This window comes from Nocardioides sp. 503 (genome assembly GCF_004522095.1).
GTDB lineage: Bacteria > Actinomycetota > Actinomycetes > Propionibacteriales > Nocardioidaceae > Nocardioides.
This window is the reverse complement of record NZ_SPUI01000004.1, coordinates 341,150-363,407: the sequence shown is the minus strand read 5'-3', so window position 1 is coordinate 363,407 and position 22,258 is coordinate 341,150. Positions and strand designations below refer to the sequence as shown.

Annotated in this window: 24 protein-coding genes; 10 read left to right on the top strand and 14 right to left on the bottom strand. The window is 74.7% G+C overall.

Annotated elements, in window-relative coordinates; genetic code table 11:
* The first annotated feature begins 56 nt into the window (after positions 1–56).
* Positions 57–842 (top strand): putative protein N(5)-glutamine methyltransferase, encoded by a 786-nt coding sequence (locus E4622_RS15550; RefSeq protein ID WP_134741125.1) that lies wholly within the window; start codon positions 57–59, stop codon positions 840–842.
* Here the strand turns inward: E4622_RS15550 and E4622_RS15545 are convergent, their stop codons facing one another.
* Positions 843–3,101, bottom strand: a complete 2,259-nt coding sequence (locus tag E4622_RS15545; protein ID WP_134741124.1) for a SpoIIE family protein phosphatase — start codon at positions 3,099–3,101, stop codon at positions 843–845.
* A 179-nt stretch (positions 3,102–3,280) separates the two neighbouring features.
* Between E4622_RS15545 and E4622_RS15540 the strand changes: the two genes are divergently transcribed.
* Positions 3,281–3,910, top strand: a complete 630-nt coding sequence (locus tag E4622_RS15540) for an NAD(P)-binding domain-containing protein (RefSeq protein WP_134741123.1) — start codon at positions 3,281–3,283, stop codon at positions 3,908–3,910.
* A gap of 18 nt (positions 3,911–3,928) precedes the next feature.
* Here the strand turns inward: E4622_RS15540 and E4622_RS15535 are convergent, their stop codons facing one another.
* From E4622_RS15535 to E4622_RS15510, 6 genes are all read right to left on the bottom strand, one after another.
* Positions 3,929–4,603: a hemerythrin domain-containing protein gene (locus E4622_RS15535; protein WP_134741455.1), complete on the bottom strand. Its 675-nt coding sequence runs from the start codon at positions 4,601–4,603 to the stop codon at positions 3,929–3,931.
* A 15-nt stretch (positions 4,604–4,618) separates the two neighbouring features.
* Positions 4,619–4,981 (bottom strand): STAS domain-containing protein, encoded by a 363-nt coding sequence (locus E4622_RS15530; protein WP_167736111.1) that lies wholly within the window; start codon positions 4,979–4,981, stop codon positions 4,619–4,621.
* A 129-nt stretch (positions 4,982–5,110) separates the two neighbouring features.
* Positions 5,111–5,809, bottom strand: a complete 699-nt coding sequence (locus E4622_RS23345; RefSeq protein WP_280633768.1) for an acyltransferase — start codon at positions 5,807–5,809, stop codon at positions 5,111–5,113.
* The gene (locus tag E4622_RS15520) at positions 5,806–7,068 is read right to left on the bottom strand and encodes an AGE family epimerase/isomerase (protein WP_134741121.1); all 1,263 of its coding nucleotides are present in this window, start codon (positions 7,066–7,068) and stop codon (positions 5,806–5,808) included. Before E4622_RS15520 ends, E4622_RS23345 begins: the two co-directional genes overlap by 4 nt.
* Positions 7,065–7,517 (bottom strand): ImmA/IrrE family metallo-endopeptidase, encoded by a 453-nt coding sequence (locus E4622_RS15515; RefSeq protein WP_134741120.1) that lies wholly within the window; start codon positions 7,515–7,517, stop codon positions 7,065–7,067. Before E4622_RS15515 ends, E4622_RS15520 begins: the two co-directional genes overlap by 4 nt.
* Before the next feature lie 44 nt (positions 7,518–7,561).
* Positions 7,562–7,954: a hypothetical protein gene (locus tag E4622_RS15510; protein ID WP_134741119.1), complete on the bottom strand. Its 393-nt coding sequence runs from the start codon at positions 7,952–7,954 to the stop codon at positions 7,562–7,564.
* A gap of 221 nt (positions 7,955–8,175) precedes the next feature.
* On the opposite strand from E4622_RS15510, the gene E4622_RS15505 reads away from it, so the two are divergent.
* From E4622_RS15505 to E4622_RS15490, 5 genes are read left to right on the top strand one after another with little or no spacing between them, the layout of a single operon-like run.
* Positions 8,176–8,451, top strand: a complete 276-nt coding sequence (locus E4622_RS15505; RefSeq protein WP_134741118.1) for a helix-turn-helix transcriptional regulator — start codon at positions 8,176–8,178, stop codon at positions 8,449–8,451.
* On the top strand, positions 8,448–8,951 hold the full coding sequence (locus E4622_RS22860; protein WP_167736110.1) for a hypothetical protein: 504 nt from the start codon (positions 8,448–8,450) through the stop codon (positions 8,949–8,951). The genes E4622_RS15505 and E4622_RS22860 overlap by 4 nt, the downstream gene beginning before the upstream one ends.
* 8 nt (positions 8,952–8,959) lie before the next feature.
* Complete coding sequence (locus E4622_RS15500) at positions 8,960–9,709, top strand: ATP-binding cassette domain-containing protein (RefSeq protein WP_167736109.1); 750 nt, start codon at positions 8,960–8,962, stop codon at positions 9,707–9,709.
* Positions 9,706–10,977, top strand: a complete 1,272-nt coding sequence (locus E4622_RS15495; RefSeq protein WP_134741117.1) for a hypothetical protein — start codon at positions 9,706–9,708, stop codon at positions 10,975–10,977. The genes E4622_RS15500 and E4622_RS15495 overlap by 4 nt, the downstream gene beginning before the upstream one ends.
* A 28-nt stretch (positions 10,978–11,005) precedes the next feature.
* Positions 11,006–11,536, top strand: coding sequence for a hypothetical protein (locus E4622_RS15490; RefSeq protein WP_134741116.1), 531 nt, complete (start codon positions 11,006–11,008; stop codon positions 11,534–11,536).
* 6 nt (positions 11,537–11,542) lie between these two features.
* On the opposite strand, the gene E4622_RS15485 is transcribed toward E4622_RS15490, so the two are convergent.
* Positions 11,543–13,063 carry an SPFH domain-containing protein gene (locus tag E4622_RS15485; protein WP_134741115.1) on the bottom strand — a complete coding sequence of 507 codons (1,521 nt, stop codon included), beginning with the start codon at positions 13,061–13,063 and terminating at the stop codon, positions 11,543–11,545.
* Between the two features lie 16 nt (positions 13,064–13,079).
* Positions 13,080–13,580: a hypothetical protein gene (locus tag E4622_RS15480; protein WP_134741114.1), complete on the bottom strand. Its 501-nt coding sequence runs from the start codon at positions 13,578–13,580 to the stop codon at positions 13,080–13,082.
* Between the two features lie 198 nt (positions 13,581–13,778).
* On the opposite strand from E4622_RS15480, the gene E4622_RS15475 reads away from it, so the two are divergent.
* Both E4622_RS15475 and E4622_RS15470 read left to right on the top strand, forming a co-directional pair.
* Positions 13,779–14,984 carry a serine hydrolase domain-containing protein gene (locus E4622_RS15475; protein ID WP_134741113.1) on the top strand — a complete coding sequence of 402 codons (1,206 nt, stop codon included), beginning with the start codon at positions 13,779–13,781 and terminating at the stop codon, positions 14,982–14,984.
* Positions 14,985–15,042: 58 nt separating this feature from the next.
* Entirely contained in the window at positions 15,043–16,680 is a 1,638-nt protein-coding gene (locus E4622_RS15470) for an ABC-F family ATP-binding cassette domain-containing protein (protein ID WP_134741112.1), read from the top strand.
* Between the two features lie 6 nt (positions 16,681–16,686).
* Here the strand turns inward: E4622_RS15470 and E4622_RS15465 are convergent, their stop codons facing one another.
* The 4 genes from E4622_RS15465 to E4622_RS15450 form a co-directional block, all read right to left on the bottom strand.
* Positions 16,687–17,157: a hypothetical protein gene (locus tag E4622_RS15465; RefSeq protein WP_134741111.1), complete on the bottom strand. Its 471-nt coding sequence runs from the start codon at positions 17,155–17,157 to the stop codon at positions 16,687–16,689.
* 10 nt (positions 17,158–17,167) lie between these two features.
* Positions 17,168–17,866 (bottom strand): hypothetical protein, encoded by a 699-nt coding sequence (locus tag E4622_RS15460; RefSeq protein WP_134741110.1) that lies wholly within the window; start codon positions 17,864–17,866, stop codon positions 17,168–17,170.
* Between the two features lie 47 nt (positions 17,867–17,913).
* Complete coding sequence (locus E4622_RS15455) at positions 17,914–19,818, bottom strand: PKD domain-containing protein (protein WP_134741109.1); 1,905 nt, start codon at positions 19,816–19,818, stop codon at positions 17,914–17,916.
* A 96-nt stretch (positions 19,819–19,914) separates the two neighbouring features.
* Complete coding sequence (locus E4622_RS15450; protein ID WP_167736108.1) at positions 19,915–20,811, bottom strand: LysR family transcriptional regulator; 897 nt, start codon at positions 20,809–20,811, stop codon at positions 19,915–19,917.
* 79 nt (positions 20,812–20,890) lie between these two features.
* On the opposite strand from E4622_RS15450, the gene E4622_RS15445 reads away from it, so the two are divergent.
* On the top strand, positions 20,891–21,598 hold the full coding sequence (locus tag E4622_RS15445; protein WP_134741107.1) for an amino acid racemase: 708 nt from the start codon (positions 20,891–20,893) through the stop codon (positions 21,596–21,598).
* On the opposite strand, the gene E4622_RS15440 is transcribed toward E4622_RS15445, so the two are convergent.
* Positions 21,595–22,248, bottom strand: coding sequence for a hypothetical protein (locus E4622_RS15440; RefSeq protein WP_134741106.1), 654 nt, complete (start codon positions 22,246–22,248; stop codon positions 21,595–21,597). The genes E4622_RS15445 and E4622_RS15440 overlap by 4 nt on opposite strands.
* Positions 22,249–22,258 lie beyond the last annotated feature (10 nt).

Here is a 22,258-nt window from a genome sequence, read left to right as displayed (position 1 = left end):
GAAACCGTAACGTGTTCTAGTTCTGCGCGCACCGGGTCGGATCGTCGGGTGGCACGATGCCGGTCGTGACCACTCCGGCCCTCGACGCGCTCACCACGCGGCTGCGCGCGGCGGGCTGCGTGTTCGCGGAGGAGGAGGCCGCGCTGCTCGTGGCCGAGGCCGGCGAAGATCCCGCGCGCCTCGAGCGGATGGTGGACGCCCGGGTCTCGGGGCTGCCGCTGGAGCAGGTGGTCGGCTGGGCCGAGCTCGACGGACGCCGGTACGCCGTGGCGCCGGGCGTCTTCGTGCCGCGGCGTCGCAGCGGTCTCCTGCTCCGCCTCGCCACTGCCCGACTGGCGCCGGGAGCGGTCGTGGTCGACCTGTGCTGCGGCAGCGGCGCGCTCGGCGCCGCGCTCCTGGCCCGCGAGCCGGGGATCGAGGTGCACGCGGCCGACCTCGACCCCGCGGCCGTCGACTGCGCCCGACGCAACCTGCCGCCCGAGCGGGTCCACGCCGGCGACCTGTTCGAGGCGCTGCCCCGGAGCCTGCGCGGGCGGGTCGCGGTGCTCGTGGCCAACGCGCCCTACGTGCCGACCGCGGCCATCGCGTCCATGCCAACGGAGGCTCGCGACCACGAGCACCTGGTGGCGCTCGACGGAGGCACCGACGGCCTCGACGTCCAGCGGCGTCTCGTGCGCGAGTCGCCCGCATGGCTCGCCCCCGACGGCCTGCTGCTCGTCGAGACCGGTCGCGACCAGGCCGTGCGGACCGCCGGGCTGGTCAGCGCCGCGGGCCTCGTGGCGCAGGTGCACCACGACGAGGAGATCGCCGGCTGCGCGGTCAGCGGCCGGCGGCCGGTCTGATCAGGTCCGCCGTACGGCCAGGAGCGTGGTGTCGTCGTCGGCGTCGCTCTCCTGCATCGCCAGCACCCGGTCGACCATCGCCTGAAGGGGCTCCCCGGCGGTCGTCGCGGAGATGATCGCCCGCAGCCGGTCGGTGCGCTCCACCATGTCGGAGCCGCGGCGCTCGACCAGCCCGTCGGTGTAGAGCAGCAGCGTCGTGCCCGCCGGCAGGACCAGGCGCACCGACTCGGCCGCCCCCTCGCCGACGCCGAGCAGCGGACGGACGTCGCCGACGACCTCGTCCGCGCCGCCGGGCGCGCCGAGCAGCGGTGAGGGGTGCCCGGCGTTGGCGATCTCCACCTCGCCGGTCGCCACGTCGAGCAGCGCCACCACGGCCGTGGCGACCTGCACGTCGAGCAGCCCGTCCATCAGCAGGTCCAGGCGGTCCAGGCACGCGGCCGGGGGGTGGCCCTCGAAGAGGTAGGCGCGCAGCGCGGTGCGCAGCTGCATCATCGCCGAGGCCGCCGAGACCCCGTGACCGGCGACGTCGCCGATCACCAGGGCCAGGCGCCCGGGCGCCAGCTCGAAGGCGTCCCACCAGTCGCCGCCCAGCTGGTACGTCGTGGCGGGCCGGTAGCTGGCCACGAGGTCGACGCCTGCGAAGTCCGGGGCGTGGTCGAGCACGACGTGACGCTGCAGCGACTCGGCCATCGCGATCTGCTCGCGCGAGCGCAGCAGCAGCAGCCCGTTGATGTGCCGCCCGAGCACGTCGGCGGCCTCGACCTCCCAGTGGCTCCAGGCCTCGCTGTGGCCGCGCACGACCTGGCGCCACTTCTCGAAGGAGCGGCGCGGGCTGAGCCGCACGTGGGGACCCTCGGCGGCGGCGAGCTGCTTGTTGGTCGGGTCGCCTCCCCAGTCGACGACCTGCTCGATCTCGGGGCGCAGCCACATGAGCCAGCGCTCGGGGGACGCGCCGATGCGCAGCACTCCGGAGACGACCGGCGCCAGGTGGTCGAGCTCGGGCACCAGGCCCCCGAGGTGGCTGGTCTGGATGGCGTAGCGGTCCGGGCGGTCGATGATGCCCGCGATCCGGCGCAGCGACTCCTCGTCCGGCACCTCCCCCAGCGTGCGCACCACCCCGTCGAAGTTCAGGGCGAGCCCCGTGGCGTTCATCAGCCCCAGCAGGGCCGGGTCCGCGAGCATCGCGTCCAGGGGGTCCTCGGCGCTCGCGGAGACGCGGGCGGTGATCTCGGCCAGCATCGCCTGGGTGGCGAGCGCCGCCTCCCGGTCGTCGGCGCGCTCGCGGTCGGCGATCATCGGGGAGGCGACCTGGGCGAGGAACTCCGCCGCCGACCGGGCGTCCTGCGGCGGTCGGTGCGGACCGGAGTAGTGGTGGCACGCGACCAGGCCCCACAGCTCGCCCTCGACGACGAGCGAGACCGACATGGAGGCCGTGACCCCCATGTGGGAGAGGTACTCGACGTGGATGGGCGAGACGCTGCGCAGGGACGAGTGGGACAGGTCGAGCGGCGCGCCGGTGCCGGGGTCCACGATCGGGGTCAGGGGCACCGGGACGTAGGAGATGTCGGCGATCAGCCGCAGCCAGTTGACGGTGTAGAGACGGCGCGCCTGCGCCGGGATGTCGCTGGCGGGGTAGTGCAGCCCCAGGAACGGGTTGAGGTCGGGGCGACGCTCCTCGGCCACCACCTCGCCGTTCCACTCCTCGTCGAAGCGGTAGACCATCACCCGGTCGAAGCCGCTCAGCGCCCGCACCTCGCGGGCGATCTGGCGGGCCAGGCCCGTCACCGTCGTCGCCGCTCCCAGGCGCGACATCGCGCTCCGGGCCGACTGGTAGCTCATCGGCGTCGCCCGGACCCGCTCGACCGGCTCGACCTCCACCACCGTCCGCTCGCCCGAGCGGTGCACCCGCAGGTCGCACTCGCGCCCGGCGAGGTCGCCGAGGACGACCTCGTCCAGCAGCACGACCAACGGCTCGCCGGGGAACCCGTCGCCGGCCCGCGCTGCGACCAGCTCGGCGGCGCGCGGACCCAGCACGTCGGTGAGCGGCCGGCCCACGACGTCGTCGGCGGCGTGCCCGAGCAGCGAGCCGGTGTTGACGGAGGCCATGACGACCTCGAGCGTCTCGTCGGCGACGGCGAGCAGGAGCCCGTGGGGCTGGATGGCGCCGGGCACGTGGATCGGCTCGGTGTCGCAGGTGGTGAGGTCGGTCGCGGCGTACGCCGGGGTGTGGTCGCCGGGCGGCGTGAGTGGGATCGTCACCTGCGCGGGTCCCGCCTTCCTGTGCACGCTCGGTCGCCACCGGGGCGGCCGCGCGGTCCAGTGTCCTCGATGCCCGTGCAGCCGCGGCACCCCCGCCCGGATGAGCCCGACCGTCCTCGCACCGCTCGCACGTCCGGGGGTGCGGGAAGATCCTCGCCCCTTGGACGGTTGGGACAGCCATGACCACCATCGGACTCATCGGCAGCGGACACATCGGAGCGGCGATCGCCCAGCGGGCGGTGGAGAACGGCCACGACGTCGTCCTCAGCAACTCCCGCGGACCGGAGACCCTGGCCGACCTCGTCGGTCGGCTCGGCGACCGCGCCCGGGCCGGCACGGCCGAGGAGGCGGCGGCGGAGGGTGACCTCGTCGTGGTCACCATCCCGTTCAAGAACGTCGAGCAGGTGCCCGTCGAGCCGCTGGCAGGCAAGGTCGTGATCGACACCAACAACTACTACTTCGAGCGTGACGGCCGCGTCCCGGACATCGACGAGGGCCGCACGAGCCCGAGCGAGGTCCTCGCCGCGCACCTGCCGGCCTCGCGGGTCGTCAAGGCGTTCAACGCCATCCAGGCCGCCCACATCGTCTCCGCCGCGACCACCGCCGGCGACCCCGCGCGCCGGGCGATCCCCATCGCCGGTGACGACGAGGAGGCCAAGCAGGTCGTGGCCGAGCTCGTCGACGAGCTCGGGTTCGACGTGGTGGACGCCGGTCCGCTGGCGGAGGGTCGGCGCTTCGACCGGGACAAGCCGGCCTACGGCGCCGAGCTCGGCGCCGACGCCATGCGCGAGGCCGTCGCGCAGGGCTGACCTCTCGCGCACCACGGGCTAGGTCATTCCCAGGCGGGCGAGGGGCTCCACCAGCTCGCGCTCCTCGTAGGACAGGTGCGACAACAGGGTGTCGGTGAGCAGGTCCACCGCGTCGCGGAGTCGCTGGACGCCGTGCGGCTCGGTGACGAACGCGACCAGCGCCCGGTCGACGCCCTCCAGGACGTCGTGGATGGCCCGGTGCTCCAGCTCGAGCCGGTCGATCACGGGCGCCAGGGCGGGATCCGCACGGCGCAGGTGCGGGAGCATCATCTGGTCCTCGAGCGTGTGGTGCGTCGTGACCACGCGGCAGTAGCTCTGGCAGTAGGCGCCCAGGGCCCAGCTGTTCTGGCGCATCGTCATCGTGTTGACGTGCGAGCGGGCCGCCCCGGGGTCCATGCCGCCGGCCGTGACCTGCTCGACGACGGAGTGCAGCTGCGCCAGCTCGGCGCGCAGGTGGTCGTGGACGTCCACGAGGTGCTGACCCTGCCCGGCCTCCTGCGCCGAGTAGACGCGGTCGGGGTCCGGCGCCGGCGCGTGGGGCCGCTCGCCCTCGTCCCAGACCCGGGTCGAGCTGAGCCGGTGCCCGTCGTCCGGGGTCGGCGTCACCGGGAGGCCCGGTGGCAGGGCAGCGCCCGGACCGGGGACGGCCGGCTCGGGGCGCGTCGTGGCAGCGTCGTGCCCGTGGTCACCCATGGTCACCTCGGCCGGCTACGACGCCGTGGGCTCGCCCTGCGGCGCGAGGGCCTCGTCGAGCGTCGCGAAGCACGGGAACACCCGGTCGAGCGAGGTCAGGGAGAGCACGCGTGCGACCGGGGGGCTGGGAGCGACCAGTCCGAGCGACCCGCGGAAGACCCGCGCCTGCTTGCGCGCGGCGACCAGGATGCCCAGTCCGGTGGAGTCCATGAACGTGACCCCGCGCAGGTCGACCAGCACGTCGGTGTGCCCAGCGAGCATGAGCTCGCGCAGGCAGGTGCGGACGGCACCGACCGAGCCCATGTCGACCTCGCCGCGCAGGAGGACCAGGTGATGGCTGCCGTGCTCCTCGACGCCCACCTCCAGGGGAAGCGCCATCGGGGGATCGCTGGGGTACGGCCCCATGAGTACCTCGTCTCTGGGCCCGGCCACCCGACGCGTCCGGGAGGCCTGGCTGAGGCCAGAATGTCACCTCCTCGGCCCCGCCACCGCGTTTCGGCAGCGTTCTCACCCGCGCGGGTGAGGGCCTCCCACCTGCACCTTCGGCGGCAGGAACGCCGGCAGCACCGGCCGTAGGTCCCCTGCGGCCGACAGCCAGCCCACCCCCGGCTCGAAGCGGCGCAGCACCCGGATCGGCGAGCCGCCGACCACCGCGTTGTCCTCCACCGTGCCGCGCACGACCGAGCCGGCCGCCACGACGACGTTCCGGCCGATCGTGGAGCCCGGCAGGATGATCGCGCCGTGGCCGACCCAGGACCCGGACCCGACCGTCACCGGCTGGTGCTCGCCCAGCTGGAGCCCGATCGGCACCCCGAGCTCCTGGTAGCCGTGGCTGGCGTCGGAGACGAAGACGTCCTGCCCGAACCACACGTCGTCACCGATGACGATGGAGGAGTGCGCGGTCAGGCTCGTGCGTGCCCCGACCACGCAACGGTCGCCGATCACCAGGCCACGCTCGGGGAGACGCGCGTCGTCGGGCCCGTAGCCCACGGACAGCGTCACCTGCCGTCCCACCAGCGTGCGGGCGCCGATGTGGATGGACCGGGCGCCCATCACCGTGGCCGCCGGGAAGCCGATGCTGCTGCCCTCCCCCAGGCTGCCGAACGCCTCGGCGGCGCGGGTCCCCGGCACGATCTCGCCGGCCCTCTGCATCCGCGCCCACACCGCGTGCACGCAGGAGTTGACCCATCGCTCGCGTCGGTTCACGCGCCAGAGGCTAGACCCTGCGCGGCCAGCGCGGAGGCGAACGACGGGGTCACCGGGAGCAGGGGCAGGATCGCCGCCTGGTAGGCGTGGTAGACGTCGGGCTTGCCGGGCCAGGTCTCCCCGGCCGGTCGGTTGTGCTCGTCGAGCTCGTGGGTCCACGAGCCGTGCTCGTGGTCGACCAGGCTGCGGTCGATGTGGGCCCACCAGCCGGCCGCGCGCTCGGCCCAGCGGTCGTCGCCGGTCAGCCGGTCGAGCACCTCGGCGGTGTTGACGGCCTCCGCCGCCACCCAGTGCATCCGCGCACGCACCACCGGCGTGCCCTGCCAGTCGGTCGTGTAGACGAAGCCCTCCTCGCCGTCGACGGCCCACCCGTCGGCGACGGCGCGCTCGGCCAGGGCCACGGCGGCATCGAGCGCGCCGGCCGGCGCCTGCTCGGCCAGGGTCTCGTCGACCGCGGCGATGAGCCGCGCCCACTCCAGCCCGTGGCCGACGGTCGCGCCGTAGGGCTGGAAGGGATGGGCCGGGTGGTCGCGGTGGTGCTCGAGCAGCGGTCGCCACTGCTCGTCGAAGTGCTCGGGGATGCGCCACTGGTTGTCCCCGGCCCAGGCCATGACCCGGGCGGCCACGCGACCGGCGCGCCGGTGCCAGGAGGGGTCGCCCGTGACGTCGCCGGCGGCCAGGAGCGCCTCGACCGTGTGCATGTTGGCGTTGACCCCGCGGTAGGGGTCCAGGTCGGACCAGGTGCGGTCCCACGTGTCGACCACGAGGCCCTCGTCGTCGTCCCAGAAGCGCTCGTCCAGGCAGGCGAGCGCGTCCTGCAGGAGCTCGGCGCCGCCCTCGATCCCCGCCGCCGTGGCGGAGCCGGCCGCGAGGACGACGAAGGCGTGACCGTAGGCCTGCTTGCTCGCGTCGACCACCCCGTCGTCGCCGACCGCCGCGAACCAGCCTCCGTGCGCGTCGTCCGCGAGCGTCGTGCGCAGGGAGCGCACCCCGTGGGCGACGAGTGACCTGAGGTCGTCAGGACCCGGACCTCCGGGCGCCGGCGGCTCGGCGGCCAGCAGCCCGAGCGCGAACGTGTGGGTCATGCGGCACGTGATCCACAGCTCCACGGGCCGCGCCGGGTCGACGACCCCCGCGGCGTCGAGGTAGCCGAAGCCGCCCTCGGTGCGCGAGCCGCTGGCGAAGCGGAGGAGGTCGGCTCGCTGGGCGGCGAGGTGGGCCGGGCTGCCGGGTGTGGCGCGATCGGGCGGTCGGGTCATCGGCTCAGCCTAGGAGCGTCGTCGGCCTCCTGCCCCTCCCGGCAGGCACGGGCGCGCGCCACCGCCTGGCGCTCGGGCCCGGTGAGGTGGCCCAGCCGCACCCGCACGGTCTCCTCGTCGACCCAGAGCTCACCGGCCTGCTCCTCGAGGTCGTCGCTCCACTTCACGGCCTCGACCAGGTCCGGGAGCGGGATGATCCGCACCGCCGCCAGCCTCGCGACCTCACGCTCCTCGGCCTCGCCGGGGTCGCAGGGCGTCCCGCGCTCGAGGTGGACCAGCTCGTGGGCCAGCGTCGAGCGCCGCTCGTCCTGCAGCAGGCTCGGGCACAGGGTGATCACCCGGGCGTCCAGGTCGACGACGCCGACGTTGCCCTCACCGGGGTCGGCGTAGACCACCGTCACGTCGGGGCGCCGGGCCAGCGCCCGCCAGGGGTTCCAGCTGCCTGCCATGCCTCGCGACCGTAGCCGCCCCCGCCGACACGCGTCGGTCGTCGTCAGCCGGCCGGCGGCGGGCCGGAGGGGCCGGACGAGGGCAGTCGCGTGGCGGCGTCGTCCTGCTCGTCGCGCAGCCGCCGGCCCCGCGAGACCCCGGGTCGCGCCGCGAGTGCCCGCCGCGCGCCGCCGGCCTCGTCCGCGCGGGCCCGGGCCACGTGGGCGGGCAGGTACTCGGCACTCACGAGCAGCGCCCCCACCAGGTCCTCGTAGTCGACCTTCAGGGCGTCGGCCAGGGCGACGACGACCTCCACCTTCGGCAGTGCCGGGACCCCGCGGGCGCGCCACGCGGTGAACGTCCCGTGGTTGAGCCCCGCCTTGCGCTGCACCGCGGCCTCGGTGGCGCCGGTGTCGTCGCAGTAGTGCTGCAGGAGCTCCCAGAACGTCGTGGACACGGGCTGTGCGGATCCCTCCGGTGATCGGGCTGAGGAAAAGCGTCTACCGCCGATTGTGCCCGAGGAGGCGGGTTCTGCGCCTGATCGGCGGATCGGTCCGACCATAGCGTCTACCTTGGGTAGAGGCTATCTCTACGCCTGATTGACAGCGTCCGTGGCGCGGGTCACGATGCGGAGCACCCAGAGGCCATCCACGACGAAGCGCTGCGGAGGACAGTGACATGCAGCTCAGCTCACCGGAGATGCTCGCGGCGACCATCCGTCGCCGCGGGCTCTCGCTGTCCGACCTCGCCCGTCAGAGCGGGTGCAGCAAGTCGATGGTCGGCCACCTCGTCACCGGCCACAAGACGGCCTGCAGCCCCGCGCTGGCCGCCCGGATCGCCGCCGCGCTCGACGTCCCCCTCGAGCTCCTCTTCCTCGTCCCCGCCTCCCCGCGGCCCGAGGCCCCCGACGCACGACCACCCCACCACCACTCCGAAGGCAGGTCCCCCCGATGAACCGCACCCTCTCCCCCACCGCCTCGCTCCTCGACGTCCGGGTCCTCGCGGCCGGCGCCCTCAGCGCGCTCGTCGTGACGACGGTCCCGGCCGCGCACGCCGCCTCCGAGGACTGGTACTCCCGCTCCAGCCCGTTGAAGGCCGTCGAGGACGGCAAGACGCAGGGCATGGCCTACGGCACGTCCTACACGAAGAACACCTTCCTGAAGAACCACACCAACTACCGCGACGCCCGCGAGGGCGGCGACGGCGTCTACACCCAGACCAACTACACCTACCGCGTGCCCGACGCCGACGGCGAGTCCTGGACCGAGAGCGGCAAGACCGACCAGAGCTCGCGCACCACCAGCGGCAGCTGGGTCGACCAGTACGACAACGACGACTACTCCACCTCCCACGCCGACGCCTCCAAGGGACGCGTCCACTCGAAGGTCTGCGAGGACCAGGCCTGGAGCCCCGACGCCTGCAGCCGCCGACCCTTCTTCACCTTCGACCTCTGAGGCGCGCCGTGCCCGAGGCGCTCTCGCTGCGGGCCGTGGGCCTGCGCTGTCGCTACCCACCCGCGACCGCCGACGCGGTCGCCATCGACGACCTCGCGCTCGGGCCCGGCTCGACGGGGCTGGTCGGCATCAACGGCGCCGGCAAGACCACGCTCCTGCTCACCCTGGCCGGGGCCCGGCGCCCCCAGGCCGGCGCCGTCACCCTCGACGGCGCCGACCTCTACGGCCCTCACCGCCGCGAGCTCGTCGGGAGGATCGGCCTGATGCCGCAGTCGCTCGACCTCCCCGCCGAGCTCCGGGTCGCCGACGCGCTGTCCTACGTCGGTTGGCTGCGGGGCGTCCCGCGGCGGGTGGCCGCGCTCCGGGAGCCGGAGCTGCTCGCGGCGGTGGGGCTCCAGCCCCGACGCGACGAGCGGGTCGGGCGGCTGTCGGGAGGGATGCGCCGGCGCCTGGTCCTCGCCACGGCGCTCGTCACCGAGCCGGCGGTGCTGCTCCTCGACGAGCCCACCACCGGCCTGGACCCCGAGCAGCGCGCGGGGCTGCGCACGCTGCTGCTCGACCTCCCGGGCGCGACGGTCACGGTGCTGAGCAGCCACGTGATGGAGGACGTCGAGCGGATGACCAGCCGCATCCTCGTCCTCGACGACGGGCGGGTGCTCCACCACGGCGAGACGGCCCCGTTCGTCGTCGAGCACGGCGGACCGGAGCGGTCGGCCGAGCTGGCGTTCCTCGCCACCCTCGCCCGGGGGCGGTCATGACCCGCGGCCTCACCTGGCTGGGCGACCGGCGCACCGTCGTCCTCACCCTGCTGGGGCTCGTGGCGGTGGGGCTGGTGCCGGTGCTCAGCGACGGCACGGACTGGCTCGGCTCCTGGAAGCTCGCCCTCGACCGGGGCACGTTCAGCCTGACGCTCATCGGCCCGGTGGCCGCCGGTGTGGCGTGCACGGCCTACGTACGCCTGGCGACCTCCGGGGTGGAGCCGCTCGTCCAGACCGCGCGGCGCCCGTGGTGGCCCTGGCTGCGCCCGGCGCTCGCGACCTGGGGGCTGGGCGCCGCCGCCATGCTGACGACCACCCTCGGCACCACCGTCGCGGCGCAGGCGGCCGGCTCGGTGCCCTACCCACGGACGCTCTGGGTGCTGCTGCCCGCGCTCTGCGTGCTCGCCGCCCAGGTCGCGGTCGGCGCGCTGCTCGGCGGCGCGGGGCGACGCCGGTGGCTGGCCCCCGTGGCAGCCGCGGCGACGTTCGGCCTGGGCGTCCTGGGGGCCGTCGGCGTGGTCCCCGAGGTCTTCCGCGCCGGAGGCCTGACCGGCTCCTACGCCGGGGAGACCTTCGACGTCACCACCCACGCCCTGCAGGCCGGCGCGGCCCTGGGGGTCGCGGCCGCGCTGCTCACCCTGTCCAACCGCGCGGCGGTGTGGCGGTCCTGGACCACGCGGGCCGTGGTGCTCGGGCTCGTCCTCGGCGGCGGCGCCTGCTACGTCGCCTTCGGTCACGGGACCCACGAGAGCACCCGCCCCCTCGCCGAGCCCGCGCTGGTGTGCCGCGGCCACGCTCCCCGCGTCTGCCTGGCCCGCGAGACGACCCGTCCGCTCGACGACCTGGTCCGCCGCATGCAGCGGCAGGCGGTCGCGCTGACCGACCTCGACATCGCGCTGCCCGTGCGCTTCGTCCAGCCCCGGCCGGGCACCGACCCGGCCCCGGGGGACGGCGGTCTCCAGCTCTACGTGGAGGAGGAGCTGGCGGGCGAGGTCTCCGACGAGACCGCGGCGCGGTCCCTGGCGACCCCCGCCGAGTGCCCGGCCTACCGCGGCGACGCCCCGCCACCCGAGGCGTCCTTCGACGCCCGGCGGCTGCTGGCGCGGTGGCTCCTGGTCCGCGCCGGGCTCCTCGAGCCGGGCGCCGACGACCAGGACCGCGCCTGGCTGGCCTCCGGCACCGACGAGCAACGGCCCTGGGTGGTCGCCACCTACGACCGGCTGCGCACCTGCCGGCTCGGCGAGCTCCGGCTGCCCGCGGGTGTCTAGCCGGCTCGCGGTACTGCGGGCCTGGGGCGTGCCGCGCACCCTGATGCTGGCGCTCGCCCTCGCCGGCGTCGTGCAGCTGGTCGCGGCCACCTACGTCGGGCTGCCGTCGTTCGCCGCCGAGATCCCCGCGCTCGACCTGGCACCGCCCGCGGCGGCACTGGTGCTGGCCGCACCCCTGGTCGACCAGACGCCCGACCTCACGCTGCGCGCCGTACGACCCCTGTGGTCGGTGCTGCTGCTGCGCTACGTCGCCACCCAAGCGGCCGGCGCCCTCGTCCTGGCCTCGCTCGCCCTGACCGGGTGGACGCTGGCGCGCTCGCTGGTGCTGGTGCTCTTCCTCGCCGGCAGCGCCGTGGCCGTCGCGCTCGTGGACGCGTGGTTCTGGGTGCCGGTGCTGGCCGCTTCCTACGCCTGGCTGTGGCGCGTGCAGCACCTGTCCGGCTCCGGCGAGGCCGACGTCGCCCTCACGGGCGTCGCCGCCGCGACGGTGCTCGGCGGGCTGGCGTTCGTCGCCGCCGGGGTGTGGCGGGTGCACCGCACCCGCTGTCCCCGGCGGTGAGCCGGGTCAGCGTGCCTCGCCGTCCGCCGTGGCGGCCGTGGTGTCGAGGCCGCTGCCCTCCGCGGCCTTGCTGATCGACTTCTTGATCAGGGCCTCCAGGTCCAGGCCGGTGGAGGTCTTGAGCATGTTCAGCGTCTGCACGACGTTGTCGTTGACCTGGCGCGGCAGCGCGCCGGCCCCGTCGGAGGAGATGACGGTGAGCTGGTCGATGGCCGCGATCGGCGCCGCGACCTCGCGGGCGATCTGCGGGAGGACCTCGATCAGCATCTGCAGGACCGCCGCGTCGTTGTAGTGCGCGAACGCCTCGGCCCGCTTGTCCATCGCCTCGGCCTCCGCCTGCCCGACGGCCAGCGTCGCGGCCGCGGTGGCCTCACCCTCGGCGCGGGTCGCGTCCGCCTCCGCCGTTCGGCGGGCCTTCTCGGCCTCGCCGCGCTTGGCGCCCTCGATCGCCTCGGCCTCCGCCAGCGCGGACCGGCGGGACTTCTCCGCCTCACCGCTGAGGCGGGTCTGCTCGGCGCTGGCCTCGGCGGCCGCGATCGTGGCGGCCCGGCCGGCCTCGGCGCGGGCGATCTCGGCGGAGCGGTTGGCCTCGGCCTCCTGCTCGACCTTGTAGCGCGCGGCGTCGGCCGGCTTGCGCACCTGCGTCTCCAGCTGGCGCTCGGTCAGCGCTGCCTGGCGCACGGCGACCTTCTCCTGCTCCAGCAGGATCGCCTGGTCCCGGTCGGCCTGGGCCAGCGGGCCGGCCGCCGAGGCGGTGGCCGCGGCGGCGTCGGTCTCGGCCTGGATCTCGGACTGCTTCAGCGCCAGCGCCCGCTGGGAGACCGCGATCTCCTGCTCGGCCGCGATGGTCGCCTGCTCGGCGGCCTGACGGGCGTTGGCCTCCGCGATCCGCGCGGCCTGGCTCACCCGGGCCGCCTCGGGGCGACCGAGGTCGGCGAGGTAGCTGCCGTCGTCGGTGACGTCCTGGATCTGGAAGGTGTCGAGGATCAGGCCCTGCCCGGTGAGGGAGTTCTCGGACTCGTCGGCCACGCGCTGCGCGAACGCCGCCCGGTCGCGGATGATCTGCTCGACGGTGAGCCCACCGACGATCGAGCGGAGCGCTCCGGCCAGGACCTCCTGGGTGAACGCCTCGACGTCCTGCTGCTGGCTCAGGAAGCGCTGCGCCGCCAGGCGGATCTGGTCAGCGTTGCCGCCGACCTTGACGATCGCGACGCCCTCGACGTTCAGCTTGATGCCCTGGCCGGACACGGCACCGCGGATCTGCACCGAGATCCGGCGCGAGGACAGGTCGAGCGTCGCCAGCTTCTGGACGAAGGGGATGACGAACGTGCCGCCCCCCAGGATCACCTTCTGCCCGGACAGGTCGGTGGTCAGCGCCCCGGTCTCGGGGTTGAGCACGGCCTTGCCCTTGCGGCCGGTGACGATGAACGCCTGGTTGGGTCCGGCCACCTTGTAGCGGCTCGTCACCAGCAGGACGAGCAGGACGACGAGGAGGACGAGTCCACCGATCGGGAGCCAGAAGTCCATGGGGATCCTTTCGCGGTCAGCCGAGTGGCTGCCAGACCGGCGCCACGGTGACGGCGGTGGGTGAGAGCACGCTGGTCACGTGGACCGCGGTGCCGGGGTCGAGCGGTTGGTCGGCGCGGGCGTTGAGCCGCATCGTGTGCCCGCCGACCAGGATGGTGACCACGCCGAAGCCGTCGGCGGGGATGCCGGTCACGACCCTGCCGTCGCGCCCGATCGTGTCGTCGGTCGTGAGGGTCGCGTCGCTGCCGCCGTCGCGGATGAGCCGCGTGAGCCAGACGGCGAACCAGCCGAAGGCGACGCCGGCCACGAGCCCGACCGGGAGCGCCACGACCAGCGGGGCGCCGGCGGCCTGTGCCGCCGCTCCTCCGAAGCCGGTGGCCGCCACGAAGGCCCCGAGCACGGCACTGGAGAAGACGTCACCGGCCAGCGCGTCCAGTGCGCCGTCGAAGAGGTCGCCGGCGACCAGGGAGATCCCGAGCACCGCGAGCCCGAACAGCCCGATCACCAGCAAGGTCAACGCAGCTCCCGTGGACGACTCCACCCGCCTGGACGCGGGCACCACAGCATCCCCCAGAGCGGGTGCCTGCGAAACCCCGGGTGCGGCACGGGGTGCAGCCAGCTCCACCCCCAAGAGGGCAGCCCGCCGGATGGGAAGCGGCACGCCGTCCCGGCAGCGTGGAGGACACCACCTCCCCTACCCCTTGGAGTGATCTCGATGAAGTCCCTCGTCCCTCGCGCCGGCCTCGCGGCCCTGCTCGCCGGCCTGTCCCTGGCGGTCCTCGCGCCGCAGGCGAGCGCCGTCGGCGCCGCGCCCTCTGCCGAGCCGACCCGGGCCAGCGCCACCACCAGCACCGACAGGGCGCCCGCCCCGCGGGTCATCCAGCGCCACCTCGACCGCCTGGTCTCGCGCTCCGGCTTCCCGGGCGCCACCGCCACCGTCCGCGGCAGCGACGGCGCCGTGCGCACCTATCGCGCGGGCGTCGGCGACCTCGCCACCGGTGCCCCGATCCCGCGGGACTCCCGGGTCCGGATCGCGAGCAACACCAAGATGTTCACCGCCACCGTCGTCCTGCAGCTCGTGGGCGAGGGTCGCGTCGACCTGGACGCCAAGGTCGAGCGCTACCTGCCGGGCGTCGTCCGCGGCCACGGCAACGACGGCCGCCGGATCACCGTGCGCCAGCTCCTGCAGCAGACCAGCGGCCTGCCGGACTACGACACCCTCGTCATCGACGCCGGCGGCACCAAGCGCTCGGTGGCCCACACCTACTTCGAGCCGCGCCAGCTGCTCGACGCCGCGCTCGCCGAGCGGCGACACTTCCGCCCGGGGGCGAGGTGGGAGTACAGCAACACCAACTACGTCGTCCTCGGCCTGCTCGCCGAGCGGGTGACCGGCCGGCCGGTCGGCGAGCTCGTCACCCAGCGGATCATCAAGCGCATCGGCCTGCGCGACACGTACTGGCCCGGGGTCGGCGAGCAGCGTCTCCGCGGCAGCCACCCTCGCGGCTACCTCGCCGACGCGCCCGGCGGTCGCTGGCACGACGTCACCCGCATGGACCCCTCCCTCGGCTGGGCCGCCGGACAGCTCGTCGCGACGCCCCGGGACCTGGGTCGCTTCATGAAGGCCCTGCTCGACGGCCGGCTGCTGCCGGCCGCCCAGCTGCGCGAGATGCAGAGGACCGTGCGGGCGCCGGGCTTCGAGCCCGAACCGGGCTGGCGCTACGGGCTCGGCCTCGCCCGCGTCACGACCAGCTGCGGCGTGGTCGCGTGGGGCCACGGCGGCGACATCCAGGGCTTCGAGACGCGCAACCTGGTGACGAGCGACGGCCGCTGGGCCGTGGTCACCGTCAACGCGCTCCCGACCCGGCTCGAGATGGTGAAGGCCGTCGGCGAGGCCACCGAGGCAGCGCTCTGCCGCTCCTGATCCGGCGGGGCCGGTACTCGCTCGTCGTCGTCGCGGCGCCTGCTCCTACGATCGAGGCGTGAGTGCCACCCTGGTCGCCAAGGGCCTGTCCGGGGGACATGCCCACCGCACCCTCTTCGAGGGCCTGGACCTGACCGTCGCCCCGGGCGACGTGGTGGGCGTGGTCGGGGCCAACGGCGCCGGCAAGACCACGCTGCTCCGCCTGCTGGCCGGGCACGACGAGCCGCTCGCCGGCACGGTGTCGACGGCCCCGTCCGACGCGTTCGTCGGCTGGCTCCCGCAGGAGCACGAGCGGCGCGACGGCGAGACCGTCGGCGGCTACCTCGCGCGGCGTACCGGCGCCCAGGCCGCGGCCGAGGCGATGGAGGCGACCGCCGCGGCGCTCGGGTCGGGTGCCCCCGGCGCCGACGACGCCTACGCCGCCGCGCTGGACCACTGGCTCGCCTCGGGCGCGCCGGACCTCGACGACCGGGTGCCGGCGGTGCTCGGCGACCTGCGACTCGGGGTCGGCACGGAGGCGCTCATGACCTCGCTGTCCGGCGGGCAGGCCGCGCGGGTGGGCCTGGCGGCGCTGCTGCTGAGCCGGTTCGACGTCGTCCTGCTCGACGAGCCCACCAACGACCTGGACCTCGACGGCCTCGAGCGCCTGGAGCGGCTCGTCACGGGGCTGCGCGCCGGGATCGTGCTGGTCTCCCACGACCGCGAGTTCCTCGCCCGGTGCGTGACGCGGGTGGTCGAGCTGGACCTGGCCCAGCAGCAGGTCCGGGTCTACGACGGCGGCTACGACGCCTTCCTCGAGGAGCGCGCCGTCGTACGCCGCCACGCGCGCGAGGCCTACGAGCAGTTCGAGAGCACCAGGACCGACCTCGTGTCGCGGGCACGCACCCAGCGGGAGTGGAGCTCGCAGGGGGTGCGCAACGCGATGAAGAAGAGCCCGGACAACGACAAGATCCGCCGGCGGGCGCAGAGCGAGTCGTCGGAGAAGCAGGCGCAGAAGGTGCGCCAGATGGAGTCGCGGATCGCCCGCCTCGAGGAGGTCGAGGAGCCGCGCAAGGAGTGGGAGCTGCGCTTCGACATCGCGGCCGCACCACGGTCGAGCACGGTGGTGGCCACCCTGGACGAGGCGTCGCTGCGCCGCGGCGGCTTCACGCTCGGGCCGGTGTCGCTCCAGGTCAACGCCGGCGACCGGATCGGCATCGTCGGACCCAACGGGGCCGGCAAGACCACGCTCCTGGGCCTGCTGCTCGGCGAGCTCGCACCCGACACCGGCCGCGCCTCGCAGGGCGCCTCACTGGCCGTCGGCCAGATCGACCAGGCCCGCGCAGTCCTCCCGGAGGACGCGACGCTGGGCGACGCCTTCGAGGCCGCCGTCCCCGACCTCTCCCCCGCCGACGTGCGCACCCTGCTGGCGAAGTTCGGCCTCAAGGCCGACCAGGTCGGCGCCCTCGTGGGCCGCCTCTCGCCCGGCGAGCGCACCCGCGCGGCCATGGCGCTGCTCCAGGCGCGCGCCGTCAACGTGCTGGTGCTCGACGAGCCCACCAACCACCTCGACCTGCCTGCCATCGAGCAGCTCGAGCAGGCGCTGGCGGCCTACGACGGCGCGCTGCTGCTGGTCTCCCACGACCGGCGCCTGCTCGACAACGTCAGCCTCGACCAGCGCTGGCACGTCGCGGCCGGCCAGGTCACCTCCGGCTGAGCGGTCTCAGACGAAGCACTGGATCTTGTCGACGCGCGACACCGCGACCTCGGCGCTGTCGGCCCGGCCCACCAGGTCGACGTCGACCCGGGAGCGGTAGGAGTACTCGTTGACCGACCGGTTGCACGAGATGGTGTGGATCGTCGTCTTGCCCGTGCCGCAGCCCGAGAGGATGGTCGAGGTCGTGGAGTCGCCGACCTTCACCCAGTCACCCGCGACGGTGAGGCGCTCGATCCACACCTTGACCCGTGCGGTCTGCGATGCCGGCAGGCCGGAGACGCGGCGCCAGCATCCCTTCGTGCGCAAGGTCTCGGCCGGCTTCTCCCGGACGATCTGGGCGACCGACTCGTGGATGGCAGGAGCGCGCTGGGAGGTCGCGGGTCGCTCCTCGGTGGGAGCGGCGCCGGCGGGAGGCGCGAGGGTCAGCAGGGGCAGGGAGGCGGCCGCGAGGGCGAGCCGTACGAGGATCCGAGACATGCCTGCATGATCACCCGCGCACGACCCTCGCTGTCAAGGGACCGTCGTGCGCGACCACCGCCTGCGCCGCGAGGTAGCCGGACACCTGACGGTCCCAGACCGGCAGTGACAGCCGCAGCTCCACCCGCCGGCGGTCGTCGGAGACCGTGAGCGACTCGAGCGGGAAGGCCGCCGACTCCTGCGACACCGTCCGGACGAGCCGGTCGACGGCCGCCTCCGGGATCGGGGAGCCGGAGGAGAGGGTGACCATCACGGGGATCCCCGCGGCCAGTGGACCCGTCACGTAGGAGAGCCAGAGGCCTGTCGACCACAGGCGTCTGCGCACGGACTCTCCGGTGAGTGCTCTCGTCACCTCGACCTCGACGGCCGTGGGGTGCTCGCCACCGAGCGCCTCCGCCACGGCCCAGGCGACACCGACGGCCGGCGACACCGGCTCGTCGACGCCGGCCGCGGACCCGACGTCGCGGTCGACCGTGAGCGAGAGCGCGTAGTCGGGCTCCGCTCCTGCGAGCTCGGCGCCCGCGACCAGCGGGGCGGCGGTCAGCGCCGTCGCCGGTCCGTAGCCGAGGGACTCCGCGGCCAGCACCGTCAGCTCGTGCTCGTCCGCCTCCGCGAGGATCCGGCGCCGGAGGTCGCGGCTGCCGTCCCGCCAGCGGCCGCCGACGCTCACGCGCAGCAGCGGTCCGTCCGACGTGGGGCTCGCAACCATGTCGCCACCGTAGGTGAGGCACGTGGCGCGGCGGGCGCGGCGTCGGCTCAGCCGCGGAGGGTGAACCGCCAGGACACGACCCTGCGGTTGCCGGCGCGGTCGGAGACCGCGAGCCGCACGGCGTGACGACCCGGTGAGAGCGCACGCCGCGGCGTCCAGGTCAGCCGGCCGGCGACGTACCGGACGCGCGGGACGACGCGACCGTCGACGCGCAGGACGACCCCGCGGACGACGACGCCCGCCACCCGGTCGGTGATCCGGGCCCTGACGACAGGGGTGCGGTCACGCACGACACCGGACGGGCGCAGCGCACGGACCGTCGGCCTCGTGGCGTCCACCGTCCACCGGCGGACCGCCGGGGTGGGGTCGGTGTTGCCGGCGGCGTCGGTGGCGCGGACCCGCACGACGTGCCGCCCCTCCGGCAGCCCACGGAAGCTGACCACCGCCGCGCAGCCGACCCAGGGACGGCCGTCCAGGCTGCAGCGGAACGTGCTGCCGGCCTCGCTGGAGGCGAAGCGCAGCGTCGCGCGGTCCCGCCGTACGGCGCCCACCGGGCCGCCGAGGATGCGGGTGCCGGGCGCCCCGGTGTCGGCGGCGCCGACCACGACCCGGACCGTGTCCGTGACGGCCGCGTGACCCCCGCCGGAGTGCGCCCCGCCGACCGAGACCGTGGCGGTGTAGGTGCCCGGCGCGGCGTAGGTGTGGTCGGGGTCGCTGCCGGTCCCCGTCGCGCCGTCGCCGAAGTCCCAGGCGTACGTCAGGTCACTGGTCCCGGGCACGAGGTCGACGCAGCCGATGCGGTGGGCGGCGTTGTCGGGGTCGTGGACCACGATCGAGACGGCGTCGGGCCCGGCGCGCTGCGGAGCGGTGACCTCGACGACGCCGCTGCGCCCCTCGGCGTCGGAGTGGAAGGGCAGCCAGATCTCGTTGGTCTCGCCGAACGGCAGGGCCTCGTCGAAGCGGAAGTGCGCGCCGCCGCGCTCGGCGGCGCACGGCTGCTCGTGCACGTGCACCATGTGGTGGGCCTCGGCCTTGAGGCCCGCGACCTGCAGCACGGCCGTCGTCCGGCCACGGTTGCGCACCAGCGTGGCGGTGCCGGTGAGCTCCGGGTACGTCGCCAGGCCCTCGGCGAACGACGCGACCGGGCCACTGGTCGTGACCGCGGTGGAGAACGCGACCGCCAACGGTGCCGAGCCGGAAGACGGGGCGCCGGTCGCGTCGATGGCCGGCAGCGCCGGGTCGCTCCCCCCGGTCGCCTCGACCGTGACGGAGTCGGTGCCGGCGTTGCCGTCGGTGTCGGTCACGGTCAGCGTGGCGACGTACGAGCCGGCCTGCTGGTAGGTGTAGCCCGCGTCGGCCGTGACCGCGGTGTCGTCGTCCCTCTCGGGGACGCCGAAGTCCCAGGCGTAGGTGAGCGCACCGCCCTGCGCGTCCTCCGCGTCACCGGTGAAGGTGACGGCGAGCGGCGCGGGCCCCGAGGTCGGTGCGGCGGTCGCGGTCACGGTGGGCGCGGCGCCGGGCTCGCTCGGCTCCTCCACCACGACGGTGCCGTGCATCAGCGTGCCGTGGATGGAGCAGAGGTAGTCGTAGACGCCGGGCTCGGCGAACGTGCGCCGCACGGCGGCTCCGCCCGGCGGCCGGTACTCCGCCAGCGGTGTCGCCCAGGCACTCTGGGTGTCGCGCGAGGTGAGGTCGTGGTCGATCACCGCGCGGTCGAACTGCCACTCGACCGTGTCACCCGCCGCCACGGTGACCGTCGACGCGCCGGTGTCCTCCGAGAGCCACCGGTTGCCCAGCGCGTCGTCGACCGCGTCCACCACCCAGGTGCGCCCCTCCGGCGCCCCCGCGCCCGCGGGCGCCGGCGCCGAGCCGGTGGCGACCAGGCCGCCGACGGCCAGGACGACGGCGAGCAGCGCCCCGGCGAGGGACCTCGGGGACAGGCGGTGGGGCATCGGGTTCCTTCCGGGCGCTCGCGGCGGCGAGTCCGGTCACCGAGCGACGACCGTCCGGGTACATGAAACAAGTTCGCACTCTTGAAAGCAAGGGCCTCAGCGCGGCCGGAGCACCCGAGCCGCGCCCGCCTGCAGCCGCTCCATGAGGGCCCGGATCGCGGGGACGCCCTCGGCGCCGGGGCGGTGCACCATGCCGACGTGCCGCTCGCCGAACCCCGACGACGGCCGCACCTCGACCTCGGGGTGCCGGAAGGCCGTGAGGGCCAGCTGGGGCAGCACGGTGACGCCCAGCCCGTGGGCGACGAGGCTCTGCGCCACGACGTAGTCGTCGCTCTCGTGGAGCAGTCGCGGCTCGAAGCCGGCCGCGCGACAGCTCTCGACCAGGTGCTGCCGGCACCGCTCACAGCCGGCGACCCACCCCTGCTCGCGCAGCCAGGCGGCGCCCACCCGCGCCGGCGCCCCGGCATCCGGGGGCAGCACGAGGTGGAGGGGCTCGATGCCCAGGGGCACCCAGCTCAGCGCGCCGTCGTCCTCGGGCGGTCCGTCGTAGCCGAACACCAGCGCCACGTCGGCGTCCCCGGCCAGGACGGCGGTCCACGCCTCCGGCGGCTCGATCTCGACCAGCGTCACCTGGACCCCGCTGTGGTCGTCGCGCAGCGCCCGCACCGCGGCCGGGACCAGCGTGGCCGCGGCGGAGGGGAACGACGCCAGCCGCACGCTGCCGGTGCGCAGGCTCGCGAGGGCGCCCAGCTCCTCACCGGCGAGGTGCAGCGCGCTGTGGACCGCGTCGGCGCGCGGCAGCAGCGCCGTCCCGGCCTCGGTGAGCCGGGTGCCCTGGCTGGTGCGCACCAGGAGCGGACCCCCGGCCTCGCGCTCGAGCTGGCTCAGCTGCTGGCTGACCGCCGACTGGGTGGTGCCGAGCTCGCGGGCGGCAGCGCTGAGCGAGCCGGCCCGCGCCACGGCGCGGAAGACGAGGACGCGGCGGGGATCCATCACCCCATTAGAAGCGCTCATGGTCGCCCTCGACAACTGACGGATACCTAAGAGCGCCGATCCCGCGCAGACTGGGGTGATGGAGACCCTGGGCCTGATCGGCGGCATGAGCTGGCACTCGACCGCGACGTACTACCGGATCATCAACGAGGTCGTCTCCGCAGCCCGGGGCGGGCACGCCTCGGCCCCCATCAGCCTGCAGTCGTTGGACTTCGACGAGATCCGCCAGTGCCAGCTCGACGGCGACTGGGAGCGCGCCGGCGAGCTCCTCGCCGAGGCCGGCCGGCACTGCGTGCGCAGCGGCGCCACCACGGTCGCCATCTGCACCAACCTCATGCACAAGGTCGCACCCCAGGTCGAGGCCGCGCTGGACGTCCCACTCCTCCACATCGGGGACGCGGTGGCGGCCGAGGCGCGGCGCCAGGGCTGGCAGACGCTGGGCATCCTGGGCACGAAGTGGGTGATGGAGGAGTCCTTCTACGCCGACCGGCTGGCCACGCACGGCGTCGCCGCCGTCGCGCCCGACGCCGCCGACCGGGCCAGGATCGACACGATCGTCTTCGACGAGCTGACCCAGGGCGTGGTCACCGATGCCTCCCGCGCGACGTACGTCGCCGCGATCGGCCGGCTGGCCGACCAGGGCGCCGACGCGGTCGTGCTCGCCTGCACCGAGATCGGCCTGCTCATCAGTCCCGAGGACAGCCCGCTGCCGCTCATCGACAGCGCCGAGGTCCACGCCCGCGAGCTGGGCCTCGCGGCCCTGGGACAGCTGACCGCCAGCCGCTAGCCGGCTGGCGTGAGGGTCGGGCTCGCCGAGCGCGGGGTCGACCCTGGAGCGCTCTCACCCGGACGACCCGACACCGACACGTAGGGGTCCTCGTCGTCGAGCGCGACGGTGTGGCGACGAGCCACCCCCTCCACGACGGTCCTGACGCGCACCAGGTCGGCGCCGGCCGGGGCCACCACGTCGAGGGTGCCGGAGAAGCCGTAGTGGATGCTCTCCACGCCCGGCACCTCGCTCGCCTCCACCAGCAGGGCCGCCGCGTCGGCGAGCCGCTCCTCGGGACCGTCGCCGGGGCAGGGCAGCGGCGTCGAGTAGTCGCCGAGACCGAAGGCCCACTCCACGCTGACGTCCGCCTCCGGCGAGAACTCGCACACCTGCTCGGCGACGTCGCGCATCGCCGACTCGTAGCCGTCAGGGCTCAGGGCCTCGGGCTCGACCGCGGCCACGACCACGTCCAGCGAGCCGGAGAAGGGCAGCGTGTTCTCCGCGTGCACCGTCTCCGCGCGGTAGCCCTCCACCGGTCGGTCGTCGAGGAACGCCTCGAGCTCGGACCGCGCGGCATCGCCCGCGTTGGGGTCGCCGCAGGCCGTGACCAGCGCGCCGGTGAGAGCGACGAGCGCCAGGGCCCCGAGCAGGCGACGGGGGCTGGGCACCGGCTCAGGC

Coding starts and splice junctions, on each gene's coding strand:
- E4622_RS15505 (WP_134741118.1), top strand. CDS start 8,176: ATGCAGCTCAGCTCACCGGAGATGCTCGCGGCGACCATCCGTCGCCGC.
- E4622_RS15485 (WP_134741115.1), bottom strand. CDS start 13,063: ATGGACTTCTGGCTCCCGATCGGTGGACTCGTCCTCCTCGTCGTCCTG.
- E4622_RS15445 (WP_134741107.1), top strand. CDS start 20,891: ATGGAGACCCTGGGCCTGATCGGCGGCATGAGCTGGCACTCGACCGCG.
- E4622_RS15465 (WP_134741111.1), bottom strand. CDS start 17,157: ATGTCTCGGATCCTCGTACGGCTCGCCCTCGCGGCCGCCTCCCTGCCC.
- E4622_RS22860 (WP_167736110.1), top strand. CDS start 8,448: ATGAACCGCACCCTCTCCCCCACCGCCTCGCTCCTCGACGTCCGGGTC.
- E4622_RS15550 (WP_134741125.1), top strand. CDS start 57: ATGCCGGTCGTGACCACTCCGGCCCTCGACGCGCTCACCACGCGGCTG.
- E4622_RS15520 (WP_134741121.1), bottom strand. CDS start 7,068: ATGACCCGACCGCCCGATCGCGCCACACCCGGCAGCCCGGCCCACCTC.
- E4622_RS15530 (WP_167736111.1), bottom strand. CDS start 4,981: ATGGCGCTTCCCCTGGAGGTGGGCGTCGAGGAGCACGGCAGCCATCAC.
- E4622_RS15460 (WP_134741110.1), bottom strand. CDS start 17,866: ATGGTTGCGAGCCCCACGTCGGACGGACCGCTGCTGCGCGTGAGCGTC.
- E4622_RS15540 (WP_134741123.1), top strand. CDS start 3,281: ATGACCACCATCGGACTCATCGGCAGCGGACACATCGGAGCGGCGATC.
- E4622_RS15475 (WP_134741113.1), top strand. CDS start 13,779: ATGAAGTCCCTCGTCCCTCGCGCCGGCCTCGCGGCCCTGCTCGCCGGC.
- E4622_RS15535 (WP_134741455.1), bottom strand. CDS start 4,603: ATGGGTGACCACGGGCACGACGCTGCCACGACGCGCCCCGAGCCGGCC.
- E4622_RS15455 (WP_134741109.1), bottom strand. CDS start 19,818: ATGCCCCACCGCCTGTCCCCGAGGTCCCTCGCCGGGGCGCTGCTCGCC.
- E4622_RS15450 (WP_167736108.1), bottom strand. CDS start 20,811: ATGGATCCCCGCCGCGTCCTCGTCTTCCGCGCCGTGGCGCGGGCCGGC.
- E4622_RS15515 (WP_134741120.1), bottom strand. CDS start 7,517: ATGGCAGGCAGCTGGAACCCCTGGCGGGCGCTGGCCCGGCGCCCCGAC.
- E4622_RS15495 (WP_134741117.1), top strand. CDS start 9,706: ATGACCCGCGGCCTCACCTGGCTGGGCGACCGGCGCACCGTCGTCCTC.